The 22,033-nt window shown below is 34.0% G+C and carries 14 protein-coding genes; 10 read left to right on the top strand and 4 right to left on the bottom strand.

Annotated features, from left to right (window positions below; all coding sequences use genetic code 11):
• Positions 1-153: 153 nt before the first annotated feature.
• Genes Q0770_RS08540 through Q0770_RS08525 form a run of 4 tightly spaced genes read left to right on the top strand, consistent with a single transcriptional unit; the run spans position 154 to position 3,577 of the window.
• Entirely contained in the window at positions 154-1,020 is an 867-nt protein-coding gene (locus Q0770_RS08540; RefSeq protein WP_299115968.1) for an aldo/keto reductase family oxidoreductase, read from the top strand.
• A gap of 13 nt (positions 1,021-1,033) precedes the next feature.
• Complete coding sequence (locus Q0770_RS08535) at positions 1,034-1,783, top strand: SDR family NAD(P)-dependent oxidoreductase (RefSeq protein ID WP_299115965.1); 750 nt, start codon at positions 1,034-1,036, stop codon at positions 1,781-1,783.
• Positions 1,780-2,412 carry a hypothetical protein gene (locus Q0770_RS08530; RefSeq protein WP_299115963.1) on the top strand — a complete coding sequence of 211 codons (633 nt, stop codon included), beginning with the start codon at positions 1,780-1,782 and terminating at the stop codon, positions 2,410-2,412. Before Q0770_RS08535 ends, Q0770_RS08530 begins: the two co-directional genes overlap by 4 nt.
• Before the next feature lie 31 nt (positions 2,413-2,443).
• Positions 2,444-3,577 carry an ATP-binding protein gene (locus Q0770_RS08525; RefSeq protein ID WP_299115961.1) on the top strand — a complete coding sequence of 378 codons (1,134 nt, stop codon included), beginning with the start codon at positions 2,444-2,446 and terminating at the stop codon, positions 3,575-3,577.
• A 190-nt stretch (positions 3,578-3,767) separates the two neighbouring features.
• On the opposite strand, the gene Q0770_RS08520 is transcribed toward Q0770_RS08525, so the two are convergent.
• From Q0770_RS08520 to Q0770_RS08510, 3 genes are all read right to left on the bottom strand, one after another.
• Complete coding sequence (locus tag Q0770_RS08520; protein WP_299115959.1) at positions 3,768-4,955, bottom strand: DUF1501 domain-containing protein; 1,188 nt, start codon at positions 4,953-4,955, stop codon at positions 3,768-3,770.
• 2 nt (positions 4,956-4,957) lie between these two features.
• Complete coding sequence (locus tag Q0770_RS08515) at positions 4,958-6,325, bottom strand: DUF1800 family protein (protein WP_299115956.1); 1,368 nt, start codon at positions 6,323-6,325, stop codon at positions 4,958-4,960.
• Between the two features lie 124 nt (positions 6,326-6,449).
• Positions 6,450-8,003 carry an aldehyde dehydrogenase family protein gene (locus Q0770_RS08510; protein ID WP_299115954.1) on the bottom strand — a complete coding sequence of 518 codons (1,554 nt, stop codon included), beginning with the start codon at positions 8,001-8,003 and terminating at the stop codon, positions 6,450-6,452.
• Between the two features lie 233 nt (positions 8,004-8,236).
• Here Q0770_RS08510 and Q0770_RS08505 point away from each other — a divergent pair, with 233 nt between their 5' ends.
• The 5 genes from Q0770_RS08505 to Q0770_RS08485 all read left to right on the top strand — a co-directional run bounded on the left by Q0770_RS08505 (position 8,237) and on the right by Q0770_RS08485 (position 17,903).
• Positions 8,237-9,067, top strand: a complete 831-nt coding sequence (locus tag Q0770_RS08505) for an SH3 domain-containing protein (protein WP_299115952.1) — start codon at positions 8,237-8,239, stop codon at positions 9,065-9,067.
• Between the two features lie 29 nt (positions 9,068-9,096).
• Positions 9,097-14,670, top strand: a complete 5,574-nt coding sequence (locus tag Q0770_RS08500; RefSeq protein ID WP_299115950.1) for an alpha-2-macroglobulin — start codon at positions 9,097-9,099, stop codon at positions 14,668-14,670.
• Between the two features lie 3 nt (positions 14,671-14,673).
• Positions 14,674-14,979 carry an antibiotic biosynthesis monooxygenase gene (locus Q0770_RS08495; protein WP_299115948.1) on the top strand — a complete coding sequence of 102 codons (306 nt, stop codon included), beginning with the start codon at positions 14,674-14,676 and terminating at the stop codon, positions 14,977-14,979.
• Between the two features lie 85 nt (positions 14,980-15,064).
• On the top strand, positions 15,065-17,413 hold the full coding sequence (pbpC, locus tag Q0770_RS08490; RefSeq protein WP_299115946.1) for a penicillin-binding protein 1C: 2,349 nt from the start codon (positions 15,065-15,067) through the stop codon (positions 17,411-17,413).
• Between the two features lie 52 nt (positions 17,414-17,465).
• Entirely contained in the window at positions 17,466-17,903 is a 438-nt protein-coding gene (locus tag Q0770_RS08485) for a hypothetical protein (RefSeq protein ID WP_299115945.1), read from the top strand.
• A gap of 67 nt (positions 17,904-17,970) precedes the next feature.
• Here Q0770_RS08485 and Q0770_RS08480 read toward each other — a convergent pair whose 3' ends face one another.
• Positions 17,971-19,032 carry an endonuclease/exonuclease/phosphatase family protein gene (locus tag Q0770_RS08480; RefSeq protein WP_299115943.1) on the bottom strand — a complete coding sequence of 354 codons (1,062 nt, stop codon included), beginning with the start codon at positions 19,030-19,032 and terminating at the stop codon, positions 17,971-17,973.
• Positions 19,033-19,168: 136 nt separating this feature from the next.
• On the opposite strand from Q0770_RS08480, the gene Q0770_RS08475 reads away from it, so the two are divergent.
• Positions 19,169-22,030, top strand: a complete 2,862-nt coding sequence (locus Q0770_RS08475; RefSeq protein WP_299115941.1) for a TonB-dependent receptor — start codon at positions 19,169-19,171, stop codon at positions 22,028-22,030.
• Positions 22,031-22,033 lie beyond the last annotated feature (3 nt).

The raw sequence follows: 22,033 nt of genomic DNA, 5'->3' as shown, positions 1-22,033 counted from the left end.
AGTTTCGCAAATTGTTAAAATTATTCTACCTATGCTGTTAACGATTGGTTAAAAATACTACGCTTTTTTATAATTAGTGTTAACCTCATTCTGAAGGTTATTTTTACATATAAATTGGATATTTTTACTGTAACTAAAAACTAGCATTATAAAGTGTCAAACTATTCTAAAATAATTAGCGGAACAATGACTTGGGGCGTTTGGGGAAAACAATTTTCAACACCCGAAATGGAAGCCATGATACAACATTGCCTCTCTGTTGGCATAACCACCTTTGATCATGCTGATATTTATGGCGGTTATACTACCGAAGCCGACTTTGGAAAAGCATTTACAGCTTCTGGAGTGAAACGGGAAGATATTCAGCTGATTTCGAAATGTGGCATTCAGTACATGAGTGATAATCGAAGTAATAAAGTGAAACACTACGATTACAGTAAAGACTATATTATTTGGTCTGTTGAAGAATCTCTAAAATATCTACAGACAGAATATCTGGACTTACTTTTACTACATCGCCCAAGTCCTTTAATGCAACCTAACGAAATTGCTGAAGCCATTACAATTTTAAAAAAGCAAGGGAAAATTAGAGACTTTGGTGTTTCAAATTTTACAGCCCCGCAAATGGACATGATTGGTTTACGAATGGATATCGATGTTAATCAAATAGAATTTTCATTAACTGCTCACCAAGCTATGCATGATGGTACCTTAAATTATATGTTAACTAATGGCATACAACCTATGGCGTGGTCTCCTTTAGGTTCTGTTTTTAGAGAAGATACTGAGCAAACTAGACGTATACACAAACAATTGGGGGCTCTAATGGATAAATATAATGCAACAGAAGATCAACTTTTATTAGCGTGGTTATTAAAGCATCCATCTGGCATTACACCAGTTGTTGGCACGACAAACAAAACAAGATTACAACAAGCTGTGGAAGCGACTAAAATAGGTCTAGAACTAGAAGATTGGTTCTTGATTTTAGTAGCAGCCCAAGGGCATAAAGTGCCATGATAAGTGATAGGATATGAAAAAAACAGCATTAATAACAGGCGCTACTAGCGGTATAGGTAGAGCAACAGCTCATGAATTTGCTAAACATGGTATTGATTTAATATTGTGTGGAAGACGTCAAGAGCGTTTAGATATTGTACAAAAAGCTTTATCTCGAGAAACTGATGTGCATACTTTAAATTTTGATGTCCGTGATAAAGACAACACTTTTGAAGCCATAAACTCGCTACCAGATAGGTTTAAAAATATTGATATTTTAATCAATAACGCTGGGAATGCCCATGGCCTTGACCCAATAGAAACAGGAAATACTGATGATTGGGATGCTATGATGGATATTAATGTCAAAGGTTTACTTTATGTAAGTAAAGCCATTATTCCTGGAATGACTGAACGAAAATCTGGACATATTATTAATATTGGTTCCTCTGCTGGGAAAGAAGTCTACCCAAAAGGCAATGTCTATTGTGCAAGTAAGCATGCTGTTTTAGCAATTACAGAAGGCATGCGTATTGACCTTAATCCTTATGGTATTAAAGTAAGTGCAGTTAACCCTGGTTTGGTAGAAACTGAATTTTCTCAAGTGCGTTTTAAAGGTGGAAGCCAAGCCAATAATGTTTACAACGGATATAAAGCACTACAGCCAGAAGATGTTGCAGAGGTTATTCATTTTGCAATTAGCAGGCCTTCACATGTTAATCTTGCTGATATTTTAATGTTTTGTACGGCACAAGCGAGTTCAACTATTGTTAAGAAATCTTGATTCTTTCTGAATTAAAATCTCAATGGGTTAATCTAGCTTCAAAATATAGTGAAGATAATGTTCTAATTAACACTTTATGGAATAATATTTCAGTTAATTATTCTAAAAAGAACAGATACTATCATAATCTATATCATATTAACAGCATGCTTCTTCAAGCCAAAGAAAATCAAAGTAAATTTGATGATTATGAAGCTGTTAATTTTGCTATCTGGTATCATGATATAATTTATAAATCAACAAAAAAAGACAACGAAGAGAAAAGTGCAATATTTGCCAAAAAATGCTTAAACTCATTAAATTTTGGAGGAAAAAGAACAAAAATCATTCAAAATCTGATTATTTCGACAAAAAAGCATGAAGTTGTTTTAAATGAAAATCTTGATAATTCTTACTTATTAGATTTTGATTTGTCTATTTTAGGAACAAATTGGGAGAGCTATCTAATTTACATACAGAGTATACGTAAAGAATATAAAATCTATCCAAGTTTTATATATAACCCTGGACGAAAAAAGGTCTTATTACATTTTTTAGAAAGAGAACATTTATACTTTACAGAAGAATACAAATATAAGTTTGAATCTCAAGCAAGAATAAACATTAAAAAAGAAATTGAATCACTATAAATATCAGACTCCTCTTCACAAGAACTAAATTATGATAAACAAACGCCTTTTAATAAAAAACCTACTCGCTCATAATGACGAGAACAGTTTTTATGACAAAAAGCGAAAATTGAATCTTAGTTATAAAGAAGGCAAAGCAAAATTTTTAAAGCACATTTGTGCACTTTCTAATAGCAACCCAAAAAACAACTCTTACATCGTCATTGGTGTTGATGATGCTGATAATAAGATTATTGGTGTGGATTTTTTTGATGATAGTAAAATTCAGAATTTAATCAATGCATATCTCACACATCCTCCAATTGTTCAATACGAAAACATTCCTTTTCCGCATTTAGCTGATGACAAAGTTGTTGGTTTGGTAACTATTAGACCCAACAACCAAATAACATCTCTAAGAAAAAACATCTGGAAGTACTATTGCGGTGCCGTCTTTTTTAGAGATGGTAGTATGAGTATGCCTAAGGTGTTTGATATTGAAATTAAAGATGTGAATTCTGAAATTGTTTCGGCAATTGAAAACCATGCCTTAAATAATATTGAACTCACTTTAGATGGCGTTTTTGATTTCATGAAAAAACGTGAAGATTTTAATCCAAATTATAAAGTCTTCAAAGAATATTTTGTGCTATGTTGGGCTGGGCAAAAAAAGGAAGTCAAAGATGAAATTTTTTATTCTCGCGTGGATATTGAATTAATAAATGAGCAAAAACGTCTATTTTATTCTGCTTTAGATGAAGTTTCTATTTCTTATTCAGATCACTTTTTTACTATCGTTGAATATGTAAAGTTAGGACTTCATAATAACAATAAATACTACAAGTTAGAAGAGACAGTCATCGATTTTGGTCCTAATGGGAACTATTCTATTGAAACCAAATTACTGTTTGAGCCCCCACAATTTGATAAAAAAGTACTACATCACATCTACAACTCAAACAACTCTTTACTAGAAAAGCTGAAAAAGAATTTACCGTTAAACCCAAATGAAATTACAGATTTAAAAAACCTATCGGCAACTTACCTTATTTGTTACCTCAATAATTTTGAAAATGCTATAGATAAATTAGAAGAAGCTAAGCCTCTTTTAAAATCTTACAGTAAAACAATCTATGAGGGTTATAAGTTAACCATGCGAATTTTAAGGAAAGTAAAATACAATTAGAAACCTTCACTGTAGATCCTTTCGTCGATTATTTTTACCAACAAAAACAAATCCTCTAATTTTCTTGTAATTAGTCTATAATAATCTGAATTTCAGTCATGTGTTATTAACTTTACCTAGCTATTAAAGCAACAACATATATAACCTTACTTCTCCCAATAAAATTTTGGCATTGAAGTAAGGTTTCTATTTATATAAAATTCAACTTTTCTTGTGGCACACCAATAATACCTTCTGTAGAAGTACCTAACCAGTTTTCTATAATTGTCGAATATACTTGTCTAAAGTCTACAGTGAATTTTAAATCGCCATTGTCATCTAAATCAGATAATGATGATAGCTTATTATAGATTCCTGCAGTTTTCAAATTTTTACCAATGACAAATACATTATTTGCCGAGCCATGATCCGTACCATTAGCAGCATTCTGTTTTACGCGTCTTCCAAATTCAGAAAATGTGAGAATTAACGTGTCTTCGAAAGTGCCGTTACGTTTTAAATCTCTAATAAACGCTGATAATGATTCTGCATATATAGACAATAACCTTTTTTGAGGATTTTGCTGATTGGCATGTGTATCAAAACCATCTAAAGCATTGTAAAACACTTTCGTCTCTAAACCAGAATTGATAAATCGTGCTGTATTCTTTAATTGCTTTGCAAACTTATTTTGTGGGTATTCTTCTTGAGACAGCTTCACTTTAGTTGTTTCATAAATATATTTTGCCGAAGATTTAGCATCTATCATATTCTTATACAAATAGCCTAAGTTGTGCTCAGATAAATGCTGGTCATTGTAATGATTTAATACCTTCTGAAAATACGGATCTCTCGCTGTTTTATATAGTGTTTGATAGTCGTTTGTAGCTATGCCATTAAAATGCTCCCCCTTTAAGGCAAGACTTAATGTTTCATCGAGTTCAATAGCATTATAGGGTTGTTTTCCTTGTTTGTCTAAGAAGCGACCAATCCAACCACTTTGTAAATATTCATCACTAGAACTACCAGACTGCCAAATATCCATAGACCTAAAGTGAGAACGAACAGGGTTTGGATAGCCCACATTATTTATAATCGATAACTCGCCATTATCATAAAGGTGCTGCAATGGTTTCAAACTAGGATGAAGTGCCAAGTCGTCATTTAATTTTACGACACCATCTTTAATGGCTATAGTTGGTCTCGCATTGTAATACAAATCGTTATTGTATGGAATAATAGTATTTAACCCATCATTACCTCCAGATAATTGAATAATAACTAGACGCTTGTAACCAATCGATTGGGCATCAAAATCTTCAAATGCTCTAACAAAATTAGGAACAAAAAAGAGGCTACTTGCCAATGCCGAATTTTTTAAAAAATCTCTTCTTTCCATAACTAACACATTTGATATTCTGGTAAAGACATTAACTGAATACAAAACTTTTGTTTTGAATCTTTGTCCATAGATGCTATATAAGACATCATCCCTTTATTAATTTCTCCATTAATTAAAACAGAACTTAAATCTTCACTAGCTACACTTTTAAAATCCTTTTGAAACTTATCCCAATTCGGTGAAGTTTTCATTGGTAATTGCCCTTTGTTTTTATTAAAAAATTGACGCCGCATACGGTCTTTCTCATCGTCTAAAGCAATCATTCCGCCATTTAATAAAATTGATGCTAGTTTTAACCGTACCATAATTGTATTAGCATCTATCCATGCCTTATGTCCCTTCCAACCGGCAACATTTGGAGGGTCTAACAAGGTTTGGCCTAATACTTTTTGGAGCTTAATTAAGCCCTTTTTATTCTCGTAATTTACAGGAACAGTTCTAGATAAACCTACCAAAAAATCTACTGGTGATTTTATTTTAGCACCAATATTTCTATCCTCATAAAACCAGTCTTGAGTAAACACAAAATGCATTAATTTTTTAATGTTATAATCCTTGTAAAATATATCAGTCATTCCCTCTACGTGAAGCTCACTAATCGTTTCATTAACAAAATAGCTATAGACTTTCTTGCAGATAAATTTTGCGCATTGACGCTTTTTTAGAATAATATCTATGATAGCATCTCCATCAAAATTTCCTGTTTCTCCAAAAAAGGTTTTTGAGCCATAATCATGCTGAAATTTTCTTAACCTAAAACTACCATCAAAACGATTAAAATATCCTGTAAATGCTCTTGCACTTTCTTTAATATCTTTTTCTGTATAATTATCTGCTCCCAACGTAAAAAGCTCCATTAATTCTCGAGCAAAATTCTCATTAGGCTCTGCCTTCTTGTTTTGTTTTAGATTAAGGTATTTTATCATGGCTGCTTCTTTAGAAATCGCTTTTACAAAATCTCCAAAATTGCCAAGAGCATGTTCCCTTAACGTATTATTATATTGCTGTAAGTGCACGACACTTTTATCTCCACAAACAAAATGGTTTGACCAAAATAAGGTCATCCGTTCTCGTAATACATCTTCCGAAGAAACCAATTTATCAATCCAAGCCGTATTTAAATCTAAAATTCGTTTTCTGCTTTTTACTGCTAACTCTTTAAGTAATTTTGGTTTAGACTTTAGCGTCATTACATCTAAATTCTTAAACTCTGAAAGGTCAATTTTTAGCGGATTAATACTTTCAGAAGTCCGAAACAAATTATCCACAACTTCAACTCTGGATTTATTGGAGGCTTCCATTAACTGCTCAGGATGTATTCCAAAACCTGCTCGCCAGTAGAGATGTTTGATATGTTGTTGATTCATGATATTAAGACTTGATGAATCCCCGAAAGTTTAATTTTATGATTTACAAGGCATAAAAAAACCGCTTCTCCCGATAGTTATCGGGACTGAAGCGGTTTTTCTTTTATTCTATTTTAATTGCTTTCTACAAATCAAACTTAATGCCTTGCGCTAAAGGCAATTCATCAGAATAGTTAACTGTATTAGTTTGTCTGCGCATATACACTTTCCACGCATCAGAACCAGACTCACGTCCACCACCAGTTTCTTTTTCACCACCAAATGCACCTCCGATTTCTGCACCAGAAGTTCCTATGTTTACGTTTGCAATACCACAATCAGAACCTGCATATGATAAGAATTTTTCGGCTTCCTTCATTTCGTTAGTCATAATTGCTGAAGATAATCCTTGAGCCACACCATTTTGTTTTTCGATAGCGTTTTCTACTTCGCCAGAATATTTCATTAAATATAATATTGGTGCAAAAGTTTCGTGTTGAACAATTTCAAAATGATTTTCAGCTTCAATAATGGCTGGTTTTACATAGCATCCAGACTCATAACCTTCACCTTCTAAAACACCACCTTCAACTAACACATTTCCGCCTTCAGCTTTTGCTTTTTCAATAGCAGATAAATAGGTGTTTACTGCATCTTTATCTATTAATGGTCCAATATGATTGGTTTCGTCTAAAGGATTACCAATTGTCAATTGTCCATATGCACCAACAATAGCATCGCGTACTTTATCGTAAACAGATTCGTGAATAATCAATCGTCTTGTAGATGTACAGCGTTGACCACATGTACCAACAGCACCAAATACAGCACCAGGAACAACCACTTTTAAATCTGCAGATGGCGTAATGATAATGGCATTATTTCCACCTAGCTCTAGTAATGATTTTCCAAAACGCTCTGCAACTGTTGCTCCAACAATACGCCCCATTCTAGTAGAACCAGTAGCAGAAACTAAAGGGATTCTAGCATCAGTTGTCATAAATTCACCAACTTTATAATCTCCGTTGATGATACAAGAAATTCCTTCTGGATAGTTGTTTTCTTTTAAGATATCTGCAATAATATTTTGACAAGCTACTGAACATAAAGGTGCTTTTTCTGACGCTTTCCAAACACAAACATCACCACAAATCCATGCTAAAGCTGTGTTCCAAGCCCAAACCGCAACAGGAAAATTAAAAGCAGAGATAATACCAACAACACCTATTGGATGCCATTGCTCTCTCATCACGTGACCAGGACGCTCAGATGGAATGGTTTGTCCGTTTAACTGTCTAGATAAGCCCACAGCAAAATCACAGATATCAATCATTTCTTGCACTTCACCATAACCTTCTTGTAATGATTTACCCATTTCATAAGAGACTAATTTACCTAAAGGCTCTTTTAATTCTCTTAATCTATTCCCAAACTGTCTCACCACTTCTCCACGAACAGGTGCAGGCACATCTCTCCAAGACTTAAAGGCTTTTGTAGCAGCATCCATAACTCTATCGTAATCTGCCCTCGTTGTTGTTTTAACTTTTCCGATTAACTGACCATCTACTGGTGAGTATGATTCAATTATGTCTCCGTTAGAAAAGTTTTCAGAACCTGTAGAAGTTCCATCATTTATGGCTTTAACACCTAATTGCTCAAGAGCATCTTTTATTCCGAAATCAGTAGCTACTGTTCCCATATTATATTGATTTTAGTCTAATTATTTTCGGCGAAGATAACAATAAATTGTTGCTTTAAAGTGGTCTTCTGTTTTGATAAAGCTCAACAAAATTTAAGAACAGTTTAACAACAGGCTAAAATCTAAATGTTAAAATAGCAACGTAACTATATTAACAAGAATAGGCCTACATCTTGATTTTAAGAAATTCTCATACACGATGAGAATCAGTATTAATTAAAATCCAAAATATTATGTTTTTAAGAATTTTAGCAGTGGTTTGCTTTGCGGTTAGCATAGCACAAGCCCAAGACATCCAGTACGTATCCGCAGAAAATGGATTAGTAATTAGAGAACAACCTAATCAAGGTGCCGCTAAAATAGGTATATTAGATTATGGTACAGCAGTAGAAATTATCGAACAGACCAATTTACACTTAGATGTAAAGGATAGCAACAAAAAAGTATCAGGCAAATGGGTTAAAATAAAAGGACCTGCAGTAGGCGAATACTTTGAAGGTGGTTATGTTTTTAATGGTTTCTTAACCAATGAAAAAATAGAGCAACCACTAAAAATAGCTGGCGATGCATTTACCATTTATATTGATAAGCTACACGCCAATGCAGAATTACAAATGTCAGTTGTAGATAACGAGAATGCAACACCTTCGTTCAAAATTAACAATGATGAATCTCTAGAAAACAGATACCTAAAAGTGAAACACCATCAAAATTACAGAACTATTGAAGTATTGCAACGTCACAGAAATAGTATTGCTGTAAAGACAAAAGAGGGCGATGTTTCGCTAGCAGATTTTCAACATTACACATCAAGTTGGAAACCATTGCAACTAGAATTCTCAAAAGGTAATATCTTCAAAACAGCGGCCTTGTCCAAAAAAGACTCAAAACGTTTCGGAACTATCGATGAAGCAAAATTATATTCAACTTTAAACCTTGAAAAAAAGTCGTCCTACACTATTGTTCCAAGCCAAATTGAGCTTAAAGTTGTCATGACAGACATTGATGGTTATAAAACTGAAAAAATTATAATCTTTGAATTACCTTTAAGCAAAGAGTCGTAAGTTATAGTAACATAGAAATCTATTAAATCATGAAAATCAATAAAGTCTTCGCCCTTATAATCTTCGCTTTTTTAGCTGTCTCTTGTAAAGACAAATCAACAGAAACCAATAATATCTTTAAGTTTAAAGACTACATAAGTTACACAACTTCTGGTCGTGTATCAGTAATTGAACCCATAAAGATTTTCTTGGCAGATGAAGTTAGCGGCTGGGAAATAGGGCAAGACTTAGATGTTGATTTGGTAAAAATAAAGCCATTCGTTCAAGGCAAATTACAAGCGCTCAATAAAACAACATTGCTATTTACGCCTGACGAACCTTTAGAGCCAGACACAGAATATTCTGTAACAATTAAGCTTGGCGATATTATTAAAGAAGTGCCAAAAGAATTTAATTCATATACCTTTCAGTTTAAAACCATAACCCCAGGCTTTAATATTAATACTGCTGATTTACAATCCTATAGTAAAGAATGGCAATACCTATCAGGATATTTACGCTCTTCAGATGTAATACCTTTAGAAAATGCGAAAGAATTAGTTGAAGCTTCTCAAAATGGAAATGATTTAAAACTAGTATGGAATGAAGCCGCAGAAAATTCGAAATATTTTGAATTTAAAATTGACAGTATAAAACGTTTAGTAGAAGATAGTAAGATAGATATTAAATGGGACGGTGGTGCTATTGATGCAGAAAATGAAGGTGAAAATTCTATTGTAATTCCTGGAAAAAACAACTTCACAATTATTAATACCGAAGTATTTCAGTCTCCTGAACAATACTTGTCCATTAATTTTTCTGACCCATTAAAAAAGCAACAAAATTTTTCAGGATTAGTAAGCATACAAAATGCCAAAAATCCAAAATATGTAGTTAATGGTAATGTTTTAAAAGTTTACCCTGACACAAAATTGGTTGGTGACATTCAGGTCGATGTCTTTACTGGAATAATAAACACGGATGGTTTTAAATTAAAAAACAGCTTCTCAGAGCGTCTTACTTTTGAATCCCTAAAACCAGAAGTTCGTCTGTTAAGTAACGGTACTATTCTCCCAAATTCTAAAGAACTAAAATTTAATTTTGAGGCTGTTAATTTAAACAAAGTTGATGTACGAATTATTAAGATTTATGAAGATAACGTGCTTCAATTTCTACAAACAAATAACATAAATAGTAACAATAAATATGGTATAAGAAATGTCGGTCGACGTATTGCAAAACAAACCATTACGTTAATTGAAGAAGATGCTCAAAACACAGGAAAGTGGAAAGCCTACAGCATCGATTTATCAAACTATTTTACGGCTGACGTAGGTGCCATTTATCGTGTAGAGTTAAGCTTTAAAAAAGAGTATTCATTATACGATTGTGAGGCAAATTTGCAATCGGAGTCATCTGAAGAAGATGACTACTATGACGATTATTATGAAGACGATTACTACGCTTCAGAGGATATTTCAGAAGAAGACCAAAACCGCTTAGAAGAAGAGTATTGGGATAATATCACCTACAATTACAGAAGTAATAATTACCGTTGGAGAGATAAAGACAATCCATGCACAGATTCTTATTACAATTATTCAAATCGTGTGGTCTCGCAAAATTTAATAGGCTCTAATCTAGGTGTTATTGCCAAAAAAGGAAATGCTAATAATTACTTGCTTGCCGTTACAGATATTTTAAATACTGAGCCGGAAGCAGGTGTTAATGTTAGCCTATATAATTTTCAACAACAATTGCTTGCAAAAGGAATTACAAACCCTAATGGTATTGCAGAAATTAAAACTGAAAAACGTGCTGCGTTTGCTATTGTTTCAAAAGGCACAAGTACGAGTTACGTAAAGCTTTTAGACGGAAATTCTTTATCTCTTAGTAAGTTTGATGTCTCTGGAAAACGTTTGCAACGCGGACTCAAAGGTTATATTTATGGCGAGCGTGGTGTTTGGCGACCTGGAGATAGTTTGTTTCTAACTTTTGTGCTAAATGATAATGCCAATAAACTACCAAAACGTCACCCGGTAAAACTAGAAATCACTGATCCAGTTGGCAAATTAGTACATCGTCACGTGTCAATAGACAATGTGAATCATTTCTACAATTTTACAGTACCTACGTCATCAGATTACAAAACCGGAAATTACTATGCTAAAGTATCTGTTGGTGGTGCTACATTTACTAAAACATTAAAAATTGAAACTGTAAAGCCTAATCGACTAAAGATTAAAATAGATTTTGAAGATGAAATTCTAACCAACAATACACCGCTTAAAGGTGATCTAAATGTAGCTTGGTTACATGGTGCTCCAGCAAAAAATATTAAAGCTGAAGTAAAAGCCAAATTCACCACAAAAAACACAAGTTTTGATGGGTATAAAAATTATGTTTTTAACGACCCTACTCGAAATTTTACTAGTGAGGAAACGATAGTTTTTGAGGGTAATCTTGATGCAAAAGGCAATACAAAAATTAATAGCAAACTTAATATTGGTAAGAATGCTCCAGGCATGCTTAATGCGCAATTTCTTGTAAGGGCTTTTGAAAATGGTGGTGATTTTTCACTTGATGCTTTTACAATGCCTTATGCGCCTTACGAAAGCTTTGTAGGACTTCAGTCTCCAGAAGGTAATAATTACGGTTCCTATTTTACTGATGAAAACCATACGTTTGATATCGCAACTGTCAATTCAGATGGGAAACCTATTGAACGTAAAAATCTTGAAGTGAAGGTTTACAAAGTTGAATGGCGTTGGTGGTGGAATTCTTCTTACGATAATCTATCGAGTTATGTGTCTAGTAATTATCACAGGCCAATTCAGCAGTTTAATATTAATACAGATAAAAAGGGTAAAGCTAACTTTAAACTCAATATTCCTGATAATCAACGCGGTCGCTATTTAATCAGAATTTTAGACCCTAAAAGTGGTCATGCTACAGGTCGCACAGCATATTTCTATAAAAATTGGTGGCAAAGTGCACCATCTTCAGATAAGGATGCCGCAAAAATGCTAGTATTCTCAACAGATAAAGACAATTACAATGTTGGTGAAACTGCAAAATTAACCTTCCCTTCTGGAAGTGAAGGTCGTGCTTTGGTAAGTATTGAAAACGGCACAGAAGTTATCGACTACCAATGGGTAACGACCAAACCTGGAGAAACAACAATAGACATTCCTGTAACGGAAGCTATGGCGCCAAATGTGTTTATTAATATTTCGTTATTGCAACCTCATGATGTAACATCTAATGATTTGCCAATTAGATTATATGGCGTTATTCCAATGCTAGTTGAAAATCCTGAAACACGAATAACCCCAGAAATTTCGATGCCAAACGAAATTAGACCAGAGGCATCTTATGAAATAAAAGTATCAGAAAAGAACAACAAACCTATGACTTATACGATTGCAGTTGTGGAAGAAGGTTTGTTAGATTTAACCCGTTTTAAAACACCCAATGTGTGGGATAGCTTTTATGCTCATGAAGCTTTAGGAGTTAAGACTTGGGATATTTTTGATGACGTCATCGGTGCCTATTCTGGAAGTATTGACCAAGTATTTGCTATTGGCGGTGATGGCAGTGCTGCAAAAGGAAAAAACAAAAAAGCTAATCGTTTTAAACCCGTAGTCACCTATTTAGGGCCATTTATTTTAGATGCTAAAGAAACTAAAACGCATCAACTAAAAATGCCAAACTATGTTGGTTCTGTTCGTACCATGGTTATTGCAGGTAATAATGCTGAAGAAGCGTATGGAAATGCAGAAAAGACAGTTCCTGTTAAGCAACCCTTAATGGTTTTAGCAACCTTACCTCGCAAGCTAAGTCCAGGTGAAAAAGTGACGCTACCAGTTACTGTTTTTGCTATGGAAGACAAAATGAAAAATGTCAACTTAGAGGTGAAACTAAGTGATGGCATTTCAGTAAAAGGGAATACATCACAAACGCTTCGCTTTAATAATCCTGATGAAAAAATGGCGTATTTTGAATTGGATGTCTCTAAAGCAAAAGGCATAAATACTATTGAAGTCATAGCTTCTGGTCATGGCGAAAAATCAACTTATAAAGTTGAAATTGATGTCGAAAATCCAAATCCTATTTCTTCAAAAATTATTGATAGCGAGTTGCAGGCAAACGCAACTCAAAAAGTGTCATTCAATACCTTTGGTGTGCCAGGAACAAATACTGCAACAGTAGAGTTTTCGACACTGCCTCCGATGGATTTTACGAAACGCTTGGCATACTTAATTCGTTATCCTCATGGTTGTGTAGAACAAACAACATCTAGTGTATTTCCACAATTATTCTTGGCAGACATTTTTGATTTAGATTCAAAAAAGAAGAAAGAAATTCAGAGTAATATCAAAAATGGCATCAACAGGTTATCTCATTTTCAACAAACCAATGGCGGAATGAGTTATTGGATTGGCGAAAATACTGCTAACGATTGGGGCACGAGCTACTCTGGTCATTTTATGATAGAAGCTGAGAAAAAAGGCTTCGTTCTTCCGCTTACTTTTAAGAGCAATTGGTTGGCTTATCAAAAACAAGCCGCTAGAAATTGGAGACCAAGCTATAGAAATTATAATAGTGATTTAGCACAGGCCTATAGATTATATACATTGGCTTTAGCTGGTAATCCGGACTTAGCAAGTATGAATAGACTTAGAGAATTTACCGAAATTTCTAACGAAGCCAAGTGGCGACTAGCAGCAGCTTATGCTTTAGCCGGACAAAAAGAAGCTAGTAATGCCATTTCTAAAACAGCAAATATCGATTTTCAGCCTCCAAAGTCTAACTATTACACCTATGGTTCTTTAAATAGAAATCGTGCAATGGCCTTAGAAACAATGCTCATTACAGACAATCCTAAAGCCGTTGATTTAGCAAAGGCTATTGGAAAATCATTGTCTAGTAACGACTGGATGAGTACACAAACCACAGCTTATAGCTTATTATCTATCGGAAAATTAATCTCTAAAAATGGAGGTAAAGATTTAAATTTAAGCTATTCTGTAAATGGAATGTCTGAAACAATAACTACTAAAAACGGAATTTCACAACGCGAAATTCCAGTTGTAGATGGATTAAACCAAATTACTATGGAAAATAAAGATGGTAATTTAGTTTATGTTCGCCTTTTAAATTCTGGTAAGTTAAAATTAGGACAAGAGCTTTCTGTAAAACGAGGTTTCTCAATTTCTACAATTTTCAAAGACTTACAAGGCAACAAAATCGATGTTTCAAAATTACAGCAAGGTCAAGATTTTGTGGCAACGGTTAGTGTTACAAATCTTAATAATGAAATTGTAAAAAATGTGGCATTGACTCAAATTTTTCCATCGGGTTGGGATATTGTAAATACACGATTCACAGATTTTGGAGACACAACAGTGAGCCAAGCGAGATACACAGATATTAGGGACGACCGTGTTAATTTCTATTTTGATATGAATAGAAGAGGTAAGCATGGCACAAAAACATTTACTGTTTTATTGAATGCGTCATACTTAGGCACCTACTATTTGCCTGGTGCGCAAGCTGAAGCCATGTACGATAACGATTATTTAGTGCGACATAAAGGCCGTTGGGTAACGGTAGAAAAATAAACTATGAATAAGAAACCATATTACGCCGTCATTTTTACCTCAACTCAAACTGAAGACATTGAGGGTTATTCTGAAATGGCAAATCAAATGGAAACGTTAGCCAAAGCGCAAAAAGGGTATTTGGGTATAGAAAGTGCTCGAAACTCTGTTGGAATAACAGTAAGTTATTGGGAAAGTTTAGAAGCTATTAAACGGTGGAAACAAAACTCTGAACATTTATTTGCACAACAAAAGGGACGTGAACAATGGTACAACTGGTATAAGGTACGCATTTGCAAAGTAGAACGTGAATATGATTTTGAAAAATAACTTATTATGTTTCTGTCATTTCGAACCTAGTCGAGAAATCTCCTTTAAGACACTTCGACTGCGCTCAGTGTACATTCTCTAAAAAATGAAAATAATAGCCTACATAAAGCGCAATAAAATTAAGAGCACTACTGTGTTCATTTTATTAATTGCCTATTATTTCTGCCTACCTAAGCAACTATTTAAGGACCCAACAGCAACTGTAATCACTAGTAATTCTAATGACTTAATTGGCGCATTAATTGCAGATGATGGCCAATGGCGGTTCCCAAAAACCGATAGTATTCCGAAGAAATTTAAAACTTGTATTCTTCTGTTTGAAGACGATTATTTTTACAAACATCCCGGTTTTAATCCTATTTCAATTTTTAAAGCCTTAAAACAGAATATTAGTTCTGGAAAAGTAAAACGTGGTGGAAGTACCATTACGCAACAAGTGATTCGCTTATCTCGAAAAGGGCAAAAACGCACGTATTTTGAAAAGTTGAAAGAATTGATTTTAGCTACCAGACTAGAGTTTCGACATTCAAAAGAAGACATCCTAAATCTCTATGTTAGTCATGCGCCTTTTGGTGGAAATGTCGTTGGCATAGATGCCGCATCATGGCGTTATTTTAATAGAAATGCTTCTGATTTATCCTGGGCAGAAAGTGCTACGCTCGCGGTTTTACCAAATTCGCCAGGTCTTATTTATCCTGGAAAAAATCAAGAACGCTTGCTCAAAAAGCGTAACCGATTACTTAAAAAACTATTTGATAATGGCACAATTGATAAACTAACCTATCAATTATCAATTTCGGAAGGGTTACCTCAAAAACCATATCCTTTACCTCAAATAACACCACATTTACTCCAAAAAATTGCTAAGACTCAAAAAGGGGAACGAGTTAAAACAACTTTAGATATTGCATTACAAGAACAATCAAATACCATAGTAAAACAACATTACAACCAACTAAAACAAAATGAAATTTATAATATTTCCGTCTTAGTATTAGATGTTAAAACCCGAAAGGTATTGACCTATATTGGTAATTCACCAACCGACAAAGCGCATCAAAATCAAGTAGACATTATTGATAAACCTCGAAGTACAGGCAGTATTCTTAAACCCTTTCTATATGCATCAATGCTTGATGCTGGTGACTTATTACCAAATACATTAGTGCCTGATGTCCCAACACAATTTGGAAGTTACCAGCCCGAAAATTTCAATAAAGAATATGATGGTGCCGTTTCTGCAAAAAGGGCTTTGTCACGGTCATTGAATGTGCCAGCTGTGAGAATGCTTAAAGACTTTGGTTTAGACCGTTTTTATCAATATCTAAAACAACTAGAGCTTAAAGATTTAAAATACAATGCCAATCATTATGGGTTGTCTTTAGTATTAGGTGGCGCTGAGAGTAATCTCTGGGACTTGTGCAAAAGTTATGCGGCTATGGCTTCAACATTGAATCATTTTAATGAAAATAGTAGTCAATATTTTACCAACGAATTTTGCGAACCAATAATTATAGACAACAGCATTGTTAATTTTGGAAAGCTCTCACAAGAAAAAACCATTTTCGATGCGGCTTCGACTTACCTCACTTTTGAAAGCATGAAACAAGTTAACAGACCAGAAGAAGATGACAGTTGGGAATTTTACGATTCTGCTCAAGAAATAGCATGGAAAACAGGAACAAGTTTTGGATTTAGAGACGCTTGGGCAATTGGTACAACCTCAGATTATGTAGTAGGTGTTTGGGTTGGCAATGCTGATGGAGTAGGACGCCCTGGTTTGGTTGGTGTGCAAACCGCTGCACCAATTCTATTTGATGTTTTTGATTTATTACCAAAAAGCCAATGGTTTGCAAAACCCTTTGACGAAATGCTAGAAGTCGATATTTGTAAAAAAAGTGGCTATCGTGCATCTTCTGTATGTGATGATATAATTACAGAATATATTCAATTGAGTGGACAAAAAACTGAGCCTTGTCCGTTCCATAAATTGGTGCATTTAGATGCTTCTGGACGTTATCAAATCAATTCTTCTTGTGAGGATATTTCAAACATTAAAAGCCAAGCTTGGTTTACGCTTCCGCCTTTACAAGCCTATTATTACAAGTCCAAAAATCCGTTTTATAAAGAACTACCAGCTTATAGAACTGATTGTGTGGAATCTTCTTCGGCTTCAATGGAATTTATCTATCCTAGTCAACAAAGCACTGTTTTTTTACCTAAAGATTTTGATGGTAATACTAACGATTTAATATTGAAAGTTGCACACTCAAAACCAGAGTTAGAATTGTTTTGGTATGTTGATGCTAAATATGTTGGCGTGACAAAAGATATTCATGATATGGCTATTTTACCTCAACCTGGCGAACATCTTATTACCGTTGTTGATGCACTCGGAAACGAGCTGAAACATAAAATAACTATTTCGGAATAATTACTTATAACTCGTAATGTGTATTTTTGCTACTCAATATAAATACATACTTATGGAAGTTGTTCAGTTTATCCACTCTTATTGGGCCTATTTGGTATTAATCGTTTTAGTTTTAGCAACGTTTAATGCACTTATTAAGTTTTTTGGTGATAAGGAATTTGATGCAAAAGATTTTAGAATTTCTCTTTTTGCGTTGATTACCATGCATATTCAATTATTAATCGGTATCATCTTATTTTTCATGAAAGATTACTTTTCTACGATAAGTGAAGTTGGAGGCATGGGAGAAGTTATGAAAAATTCTGCACTCAGAAACCTTATTGTTGAGCATCCTACAACAATGATTATAGCTGTTGCTTTAGTGACAATAGGTTATTCTAAGCATAAAAAGAAATTAGTCTCTAAACCAAAATTTAAGATGCTAGCAATATTTTACACACTTGCTCTCATATTAGTTTTAGCCAAAATTCCTTGGAATCTTTGGTTTTAGAAATACACAATAAAAAAAGGCTTCAATTAATATTGAAGCCTTTTTCATGTTTTAAAACTAAAAAAATTTATTCTTCTACTTCTTTTATAAGATATACATAAACAGGGAAGTGATCACTAAATCCACCCGTATAACTACCATTAGAGAAACTTCTAAAAGGATAACCTTTATACCTTCCGCGTTTATTAGTTAAATATTGCTTGTTATAAATACCTGCTTTATAAAATCTAAAAGAAGAATAATCTTTTTCTAAAAGCGGTTTAGTTACCATAATTTGGTCAAATAAGCTCCATGCATCACGATATGCAGTTGTACCATAACCTTTGTCTTTAAACATACTTTCAAAAGGGTTATATATCCCTTTTAATCCAACTCTATTCTTTTTAGCTTTTGCTTTTAGCACTTTTTTTACGCTCTCATTTGTTGGGTCATCATTAAGGTCACCCATCGTAAAAATCTTTGCATAAGGGTCATTTGACTGTAAAGAATCTATTATACGCTTGTTCACTTTTGCTGCTGCAACACGCTTAGGTCTGCTTCTTGCTTCACCACCACTACGTGATGGCCAGTGATTAACAATAAGATGAATTAAATCGCCATCCAATTTTCCGCTAACTAGCAACTGATCTCTAGTATATTTACGTTTTCTGGTTTGGTCATCAAATATTTTTAACTCGTGAGAACTAGTTGTTATAGGTTGAAATAACGCTTTTTGATAAAGTAATGCTACATCTATACTTCTTGCATCTGGACCATCAAAGTGTATAATACCGTAGTCCTTACCTAATAGTAATGGGTCATTTACCACATCTTCTAAAACTTTACGATTTTCAATTTCACAAACTCCAATGATTGCAGGTGAATTTTTACTTTGGTCACGACCAATATCAGCAATAACCCTAGCCATTCCTTTTACTTTCTTTTTGTATACTTCTCCTCTATTAGAAGCTGCCATTTCCATCATTGGACTAGCCTCATCATACTTTAAAGGGTCATTAATGGTATCGAAAAGATTTTCTAAATTATAGAACGCAATGGTATGTATTTTAAAACGTTTTTCTTTTTGGGCAGTTGCAGTAAATGTTAAAGAAAATGTAACTAAAACTAATAGTAATTTTATTGGTCTCATTTGTTTATATTATCTAATTGTAAAGTTTATAGCAATTTAGATGCCAAAAGTATGTAATTATTAGAAATAATGTAACTTTGTGCGCCTTTAAAAAATCGTTAAGGGTATCTTAAATTAAATCAATATTAAATTAAGCATGAAAAAAAGTTTTTTACTATTTCTGTTTGGAATCGCTTTTTCGCTTACAAGTTTTGCACAGCAAACACTTGTAAAAGGTAGCGTTTTGGATGGAACAACAGGAGAACCTATTCCTGATGTGACTGTAACTATCGAAGGTACAGATTTAAGTACAACTACTGATGCAAAAGGCGAATTTAGCTTTTCGGCAAATGTTCCTCTTGGAGAGCAAGTACTTAAAATTGAAAAAATAGGTTACGAAACTAAGCGCTATCCTATTGTTGTAAACGAGGGTCAAACTGTTGATATAGCGGGCATGACCTTAGATTATGACCCAACGGACAAAAAAGATTTGTACACCATTTCTATTTCTGATGACAACTTAAATAGTGAAGATGATGGTCTTACGGATAATATTTCTGGGCTTTTACAAGCTTCTAGAGATGTATTTTTAAGCGCAGCAGCTTTTGACTTTAGTGCAACATTTTTTAGACCAAGAGGTTTGGACAATGCTAATGGTAAAGTTCTTATCAACGGCATTGAAATGAATAAGCAGTTTAACGGTCGTCCTCAATGGGGTAACTGGGGTGGTTTAAATGATATGCAACGTAACCAAGAATTCACAATGGGTATGTCTGCAAACGATTATAATTTTGGTGATCTTGCAGGTACCAATAACATTGTAATGCGTGCCTCTCAATACAGAAAGGGTGGTCGTATATCTTACGCTTCTGCGAACAGAAGTTATACAGGTAGAGTTATGGCAAGTTACAGTTCGGGTTTAGTAAAAAATGGCTGGTCTTATTCTGTTTTAGCATCTAGACGTTTTGGAGACGAAGGTTTTATAGATGGTACACTTTACGATTCTAATTCGTTTTTTGCAGCTGTTGAAAAGCGTATCAATGATAAACATAGTATTAACTTTACTGGTATTTATGCTCAAAACAGACGTGGTCGTTCTACAGCTGTAACTAACGAGGTAAATAGACTAAAAGGAAGAGAATATAACCCATTTTGGGGAGAATTAAACGGCGAACAACGCAACTCTAGAATTAGAGAGATTGAAGAGCCTATTTTAATGCTTAATCACTTTTGGGATATCTCAGATAAAGTCCGTTTAAATACAAATGTAGCATACCAATTTGGTGAAATCGCAAATACTCGTATAGATAATGGAGGTACAAGACTCGTAACTATTGGAGGTGAGAGCTCTTATCTTGGTGGCGCACGTAACCCAACACCTGAGTATTATCAAAATTTACCAAGTTTCTTTTTACAAGACCCAAACCCAACAGCTTTTGATTTTCAAAACGCATTTATAGCTCAAGAGGCTTTTGTAAATGATGGACAATTGAACTGGAATCAATTATACGAAGCTAATGCAACTTTACGTAATCAAGGAGGTAATGCTCTTTATGCTATACAAGCAGATGTTATAGAAGATAAGCAGTTAAGTTTCAATACAATTTTAGATGCTGACTTAGCTGAGAACATTCGCTTAAACGCTGCTTTAAACTATAGAAATTTAAATAGTCAAAACTATGCTCGTATTGAGGATTTATTAGGTGGTACTGGGTATTTAGATGTAGATTTCTTTGCTGAAGAAACACCAAATACTGCTGGTGCAACACTAGAAGAAGTTGCGCAAAGTGATTTACGTAATCCAAACCGAATTGTTGGAGAAGGTGATCGTTACAAGTACAACTATGAGATTGATGCAGAAGTAGCTAGTGCTTTTACGCAAGTACAATTCAAATACAATAAAATAGATTTTTACTTAGGTGGAAATATTTCTAAAACATCATACCAAAGAAATGGTCTTTACGAAAATGGTAATTTCCAAGGTGGTGGAAATGACGGTTCTTTTGGAAAAAGTGATGAGTTAGATTTCACAAATTATGGTGTTAAAGCTGGATTTACTTATAAGATTACTGGTAAGCATTTAGTAGATGTTAACGGAAGTCTATTTAGTAAAGCTCCTGGCATTAGAAGCTCTTTTAGTAATGCCAGACAAACCAATGCTAAAGTTATTGGTTTAGAAAGTGAAGACATACAATCTGTAGATGTCAGTTACATTTACCGTTCTCCAATATTAAAAGCTAGAGTTACTGGTTTTTATTCAGGATTTAAAAACGGAACTGATATAGGTTTTTACTTTACAGAAGACTTAGCTGGTCTGGGAGTTGACAATGGAGATGCTTTTGTTCAAGAAATTTTAACTAATGTTGAGAGACGTCATGTAGGTGTTGAAGTTGGTATAGAAGCTCAAGTAACACCAACAATTAAACTTAAAGGTGCTGCTTCTGTAGGTCAGTATACATTTCAGAATAATCCAAACTTATACCTGACAAGTGTTGATATTAATGGTCCTTTAACTTTCGGTGATGGCACCACAAACCTTAAAGATGTTCATGTTGCAGGTGGTCCAGAACGCGCTTTCCAATTAGGTTTCGAGTATAGAGATCCTGATTTCTGGAACATTGGTGTAACAAGTAACTTCTTTTCTAATGCATATATAGATGTTAGTAATTTAGCAAGATCTGCTAACTTTACTTCAGACTTTGATGGTAATACGTTTAATGATTATGACCCAGTACTTGCAAAAGAGTTATTAAAGCAAGAACAGTTCGACGATTATATGTTAGTAAACATTATAGGTGGTAAATCTTGGAGAGTTGATGATTATTTTATCGGTTTCTTTGCGACTATAAATAATGTGTTTAATCAAGATTATAGAACTGGTGGTTTTGAGCAATCAAGATTAGCTAACTTTAGACGTATTAGAGAGGATAAAGCAAGAGATAATGGTCCTATTTTTGGCTCTCGTTATTTCTTTGGTAACGGTACAACGTATTACTTAAATGTTTACGTAAGATTTTAATTG

This window comes from uncultured Winogradskyella sp. (assembly GCF_947501905.1).
Lineage (GTDB): Bacteria > Bacteroidota > Bacteroidia > Flavobacteriales > Flavobacteriaceae > Winogradskyella.
The sequence above is the reverse complement of the archived record's forward strand: the minus strand, read 5'-3'. Positions and strand labels throughout refer to the sequence as shown.

What these genes read in the sequence shown, in the direction of transcription:
- Q0770_RS08535 (WP_299115965.1), top strand. Translation starts at nt 1,034, where the DNA reads ATGAAAAAAACAGCATTAATAACAGGCGCTACTAGCGGTATAGGTAGA.
- Q0770_RS08520 (WP_299115959.1), bottom strand. Translation starts at nt 4,955, where the DNA reads ATGGAAAGAAGAGATTTTTTAAAAAATTCGGCATTGGCAAGTAGCCTC.
- Q0770_RS08510 (WP_299115954.1), bottom strand. Translation starts at nt 8,003, where the DNA reads ATGGGAACAGTAGCTACTGATTTCGGAATAAAAGATGCTCTTGAGCAA.
- Q0770_RS08495 (WP_299115948.1), top strand. Translation starts at nt 14,674, where the DNA reads ATGAATAAGAAACCATATTACGCCGTCATTTTTACCTCAACTCAAACT.
- Q0770_RS08475 (WP_299115941.1), top strand. Translation starts at nt 19,169, where the DNA reads ATGAAAAAAAGTTTTTTACTATTTCTGTTTGGAATCGCTTTTTCGCTT.
- Q0770_RS08500 (WP_299115950.1), top strand. Translation starts at nt 9,097, where the DNA reads ATGAAAATCAATAAAGTCTTCGCCCTTATAATCTTCGCTTTTTTAGCT.
- Q0770_RS08505 (WP_299115952.1), top strand. Translation starts at nt 8,237, where the DNA reads ATGTTTTTAAGAATTTTAGCAGTGGTTTGCTTTGCGGTTAGCATAGCA.
- Q0770_RS08480 (WP_299115943.1), bottom strand. Translation starts at nt 19,032, where the DNA reads ATGAGACCAATAAAATTACTATTAGTTTTAGTTACATTTTCTTTAACA.
- pbpC (WP_299115946.1), top strand. Translation starts at nt 15,065, where the DNA reads ATGAAAATAATAGCCTACATAAAGCGCAATAAAATTAAGAGCACTACT.
- Q0770_RS08525 (WP_299115961.1), top strand. Translation starts at nt 2,444, where the DNA reads ATGATAAACAAACGCCTTTTAATAAAAAACCTACTCGCTCATAATGAC.
- Q0770_RS08485 (WP_299115945.1), top strand. Translation starts at nt 17,466, where the DNA reads ATGGAAGTTGTTCAGTTTATCCACTCTTATTGGGCCTATTTGGTATTA.
- Q0770_RS08515 (WP_299115956.1), bottom strand. Translation starts at nt 6,325, where the DNA reads ATGAATCAACAACATATCAAACATCTCTACTGGCGAGCAGGTTTTGGA.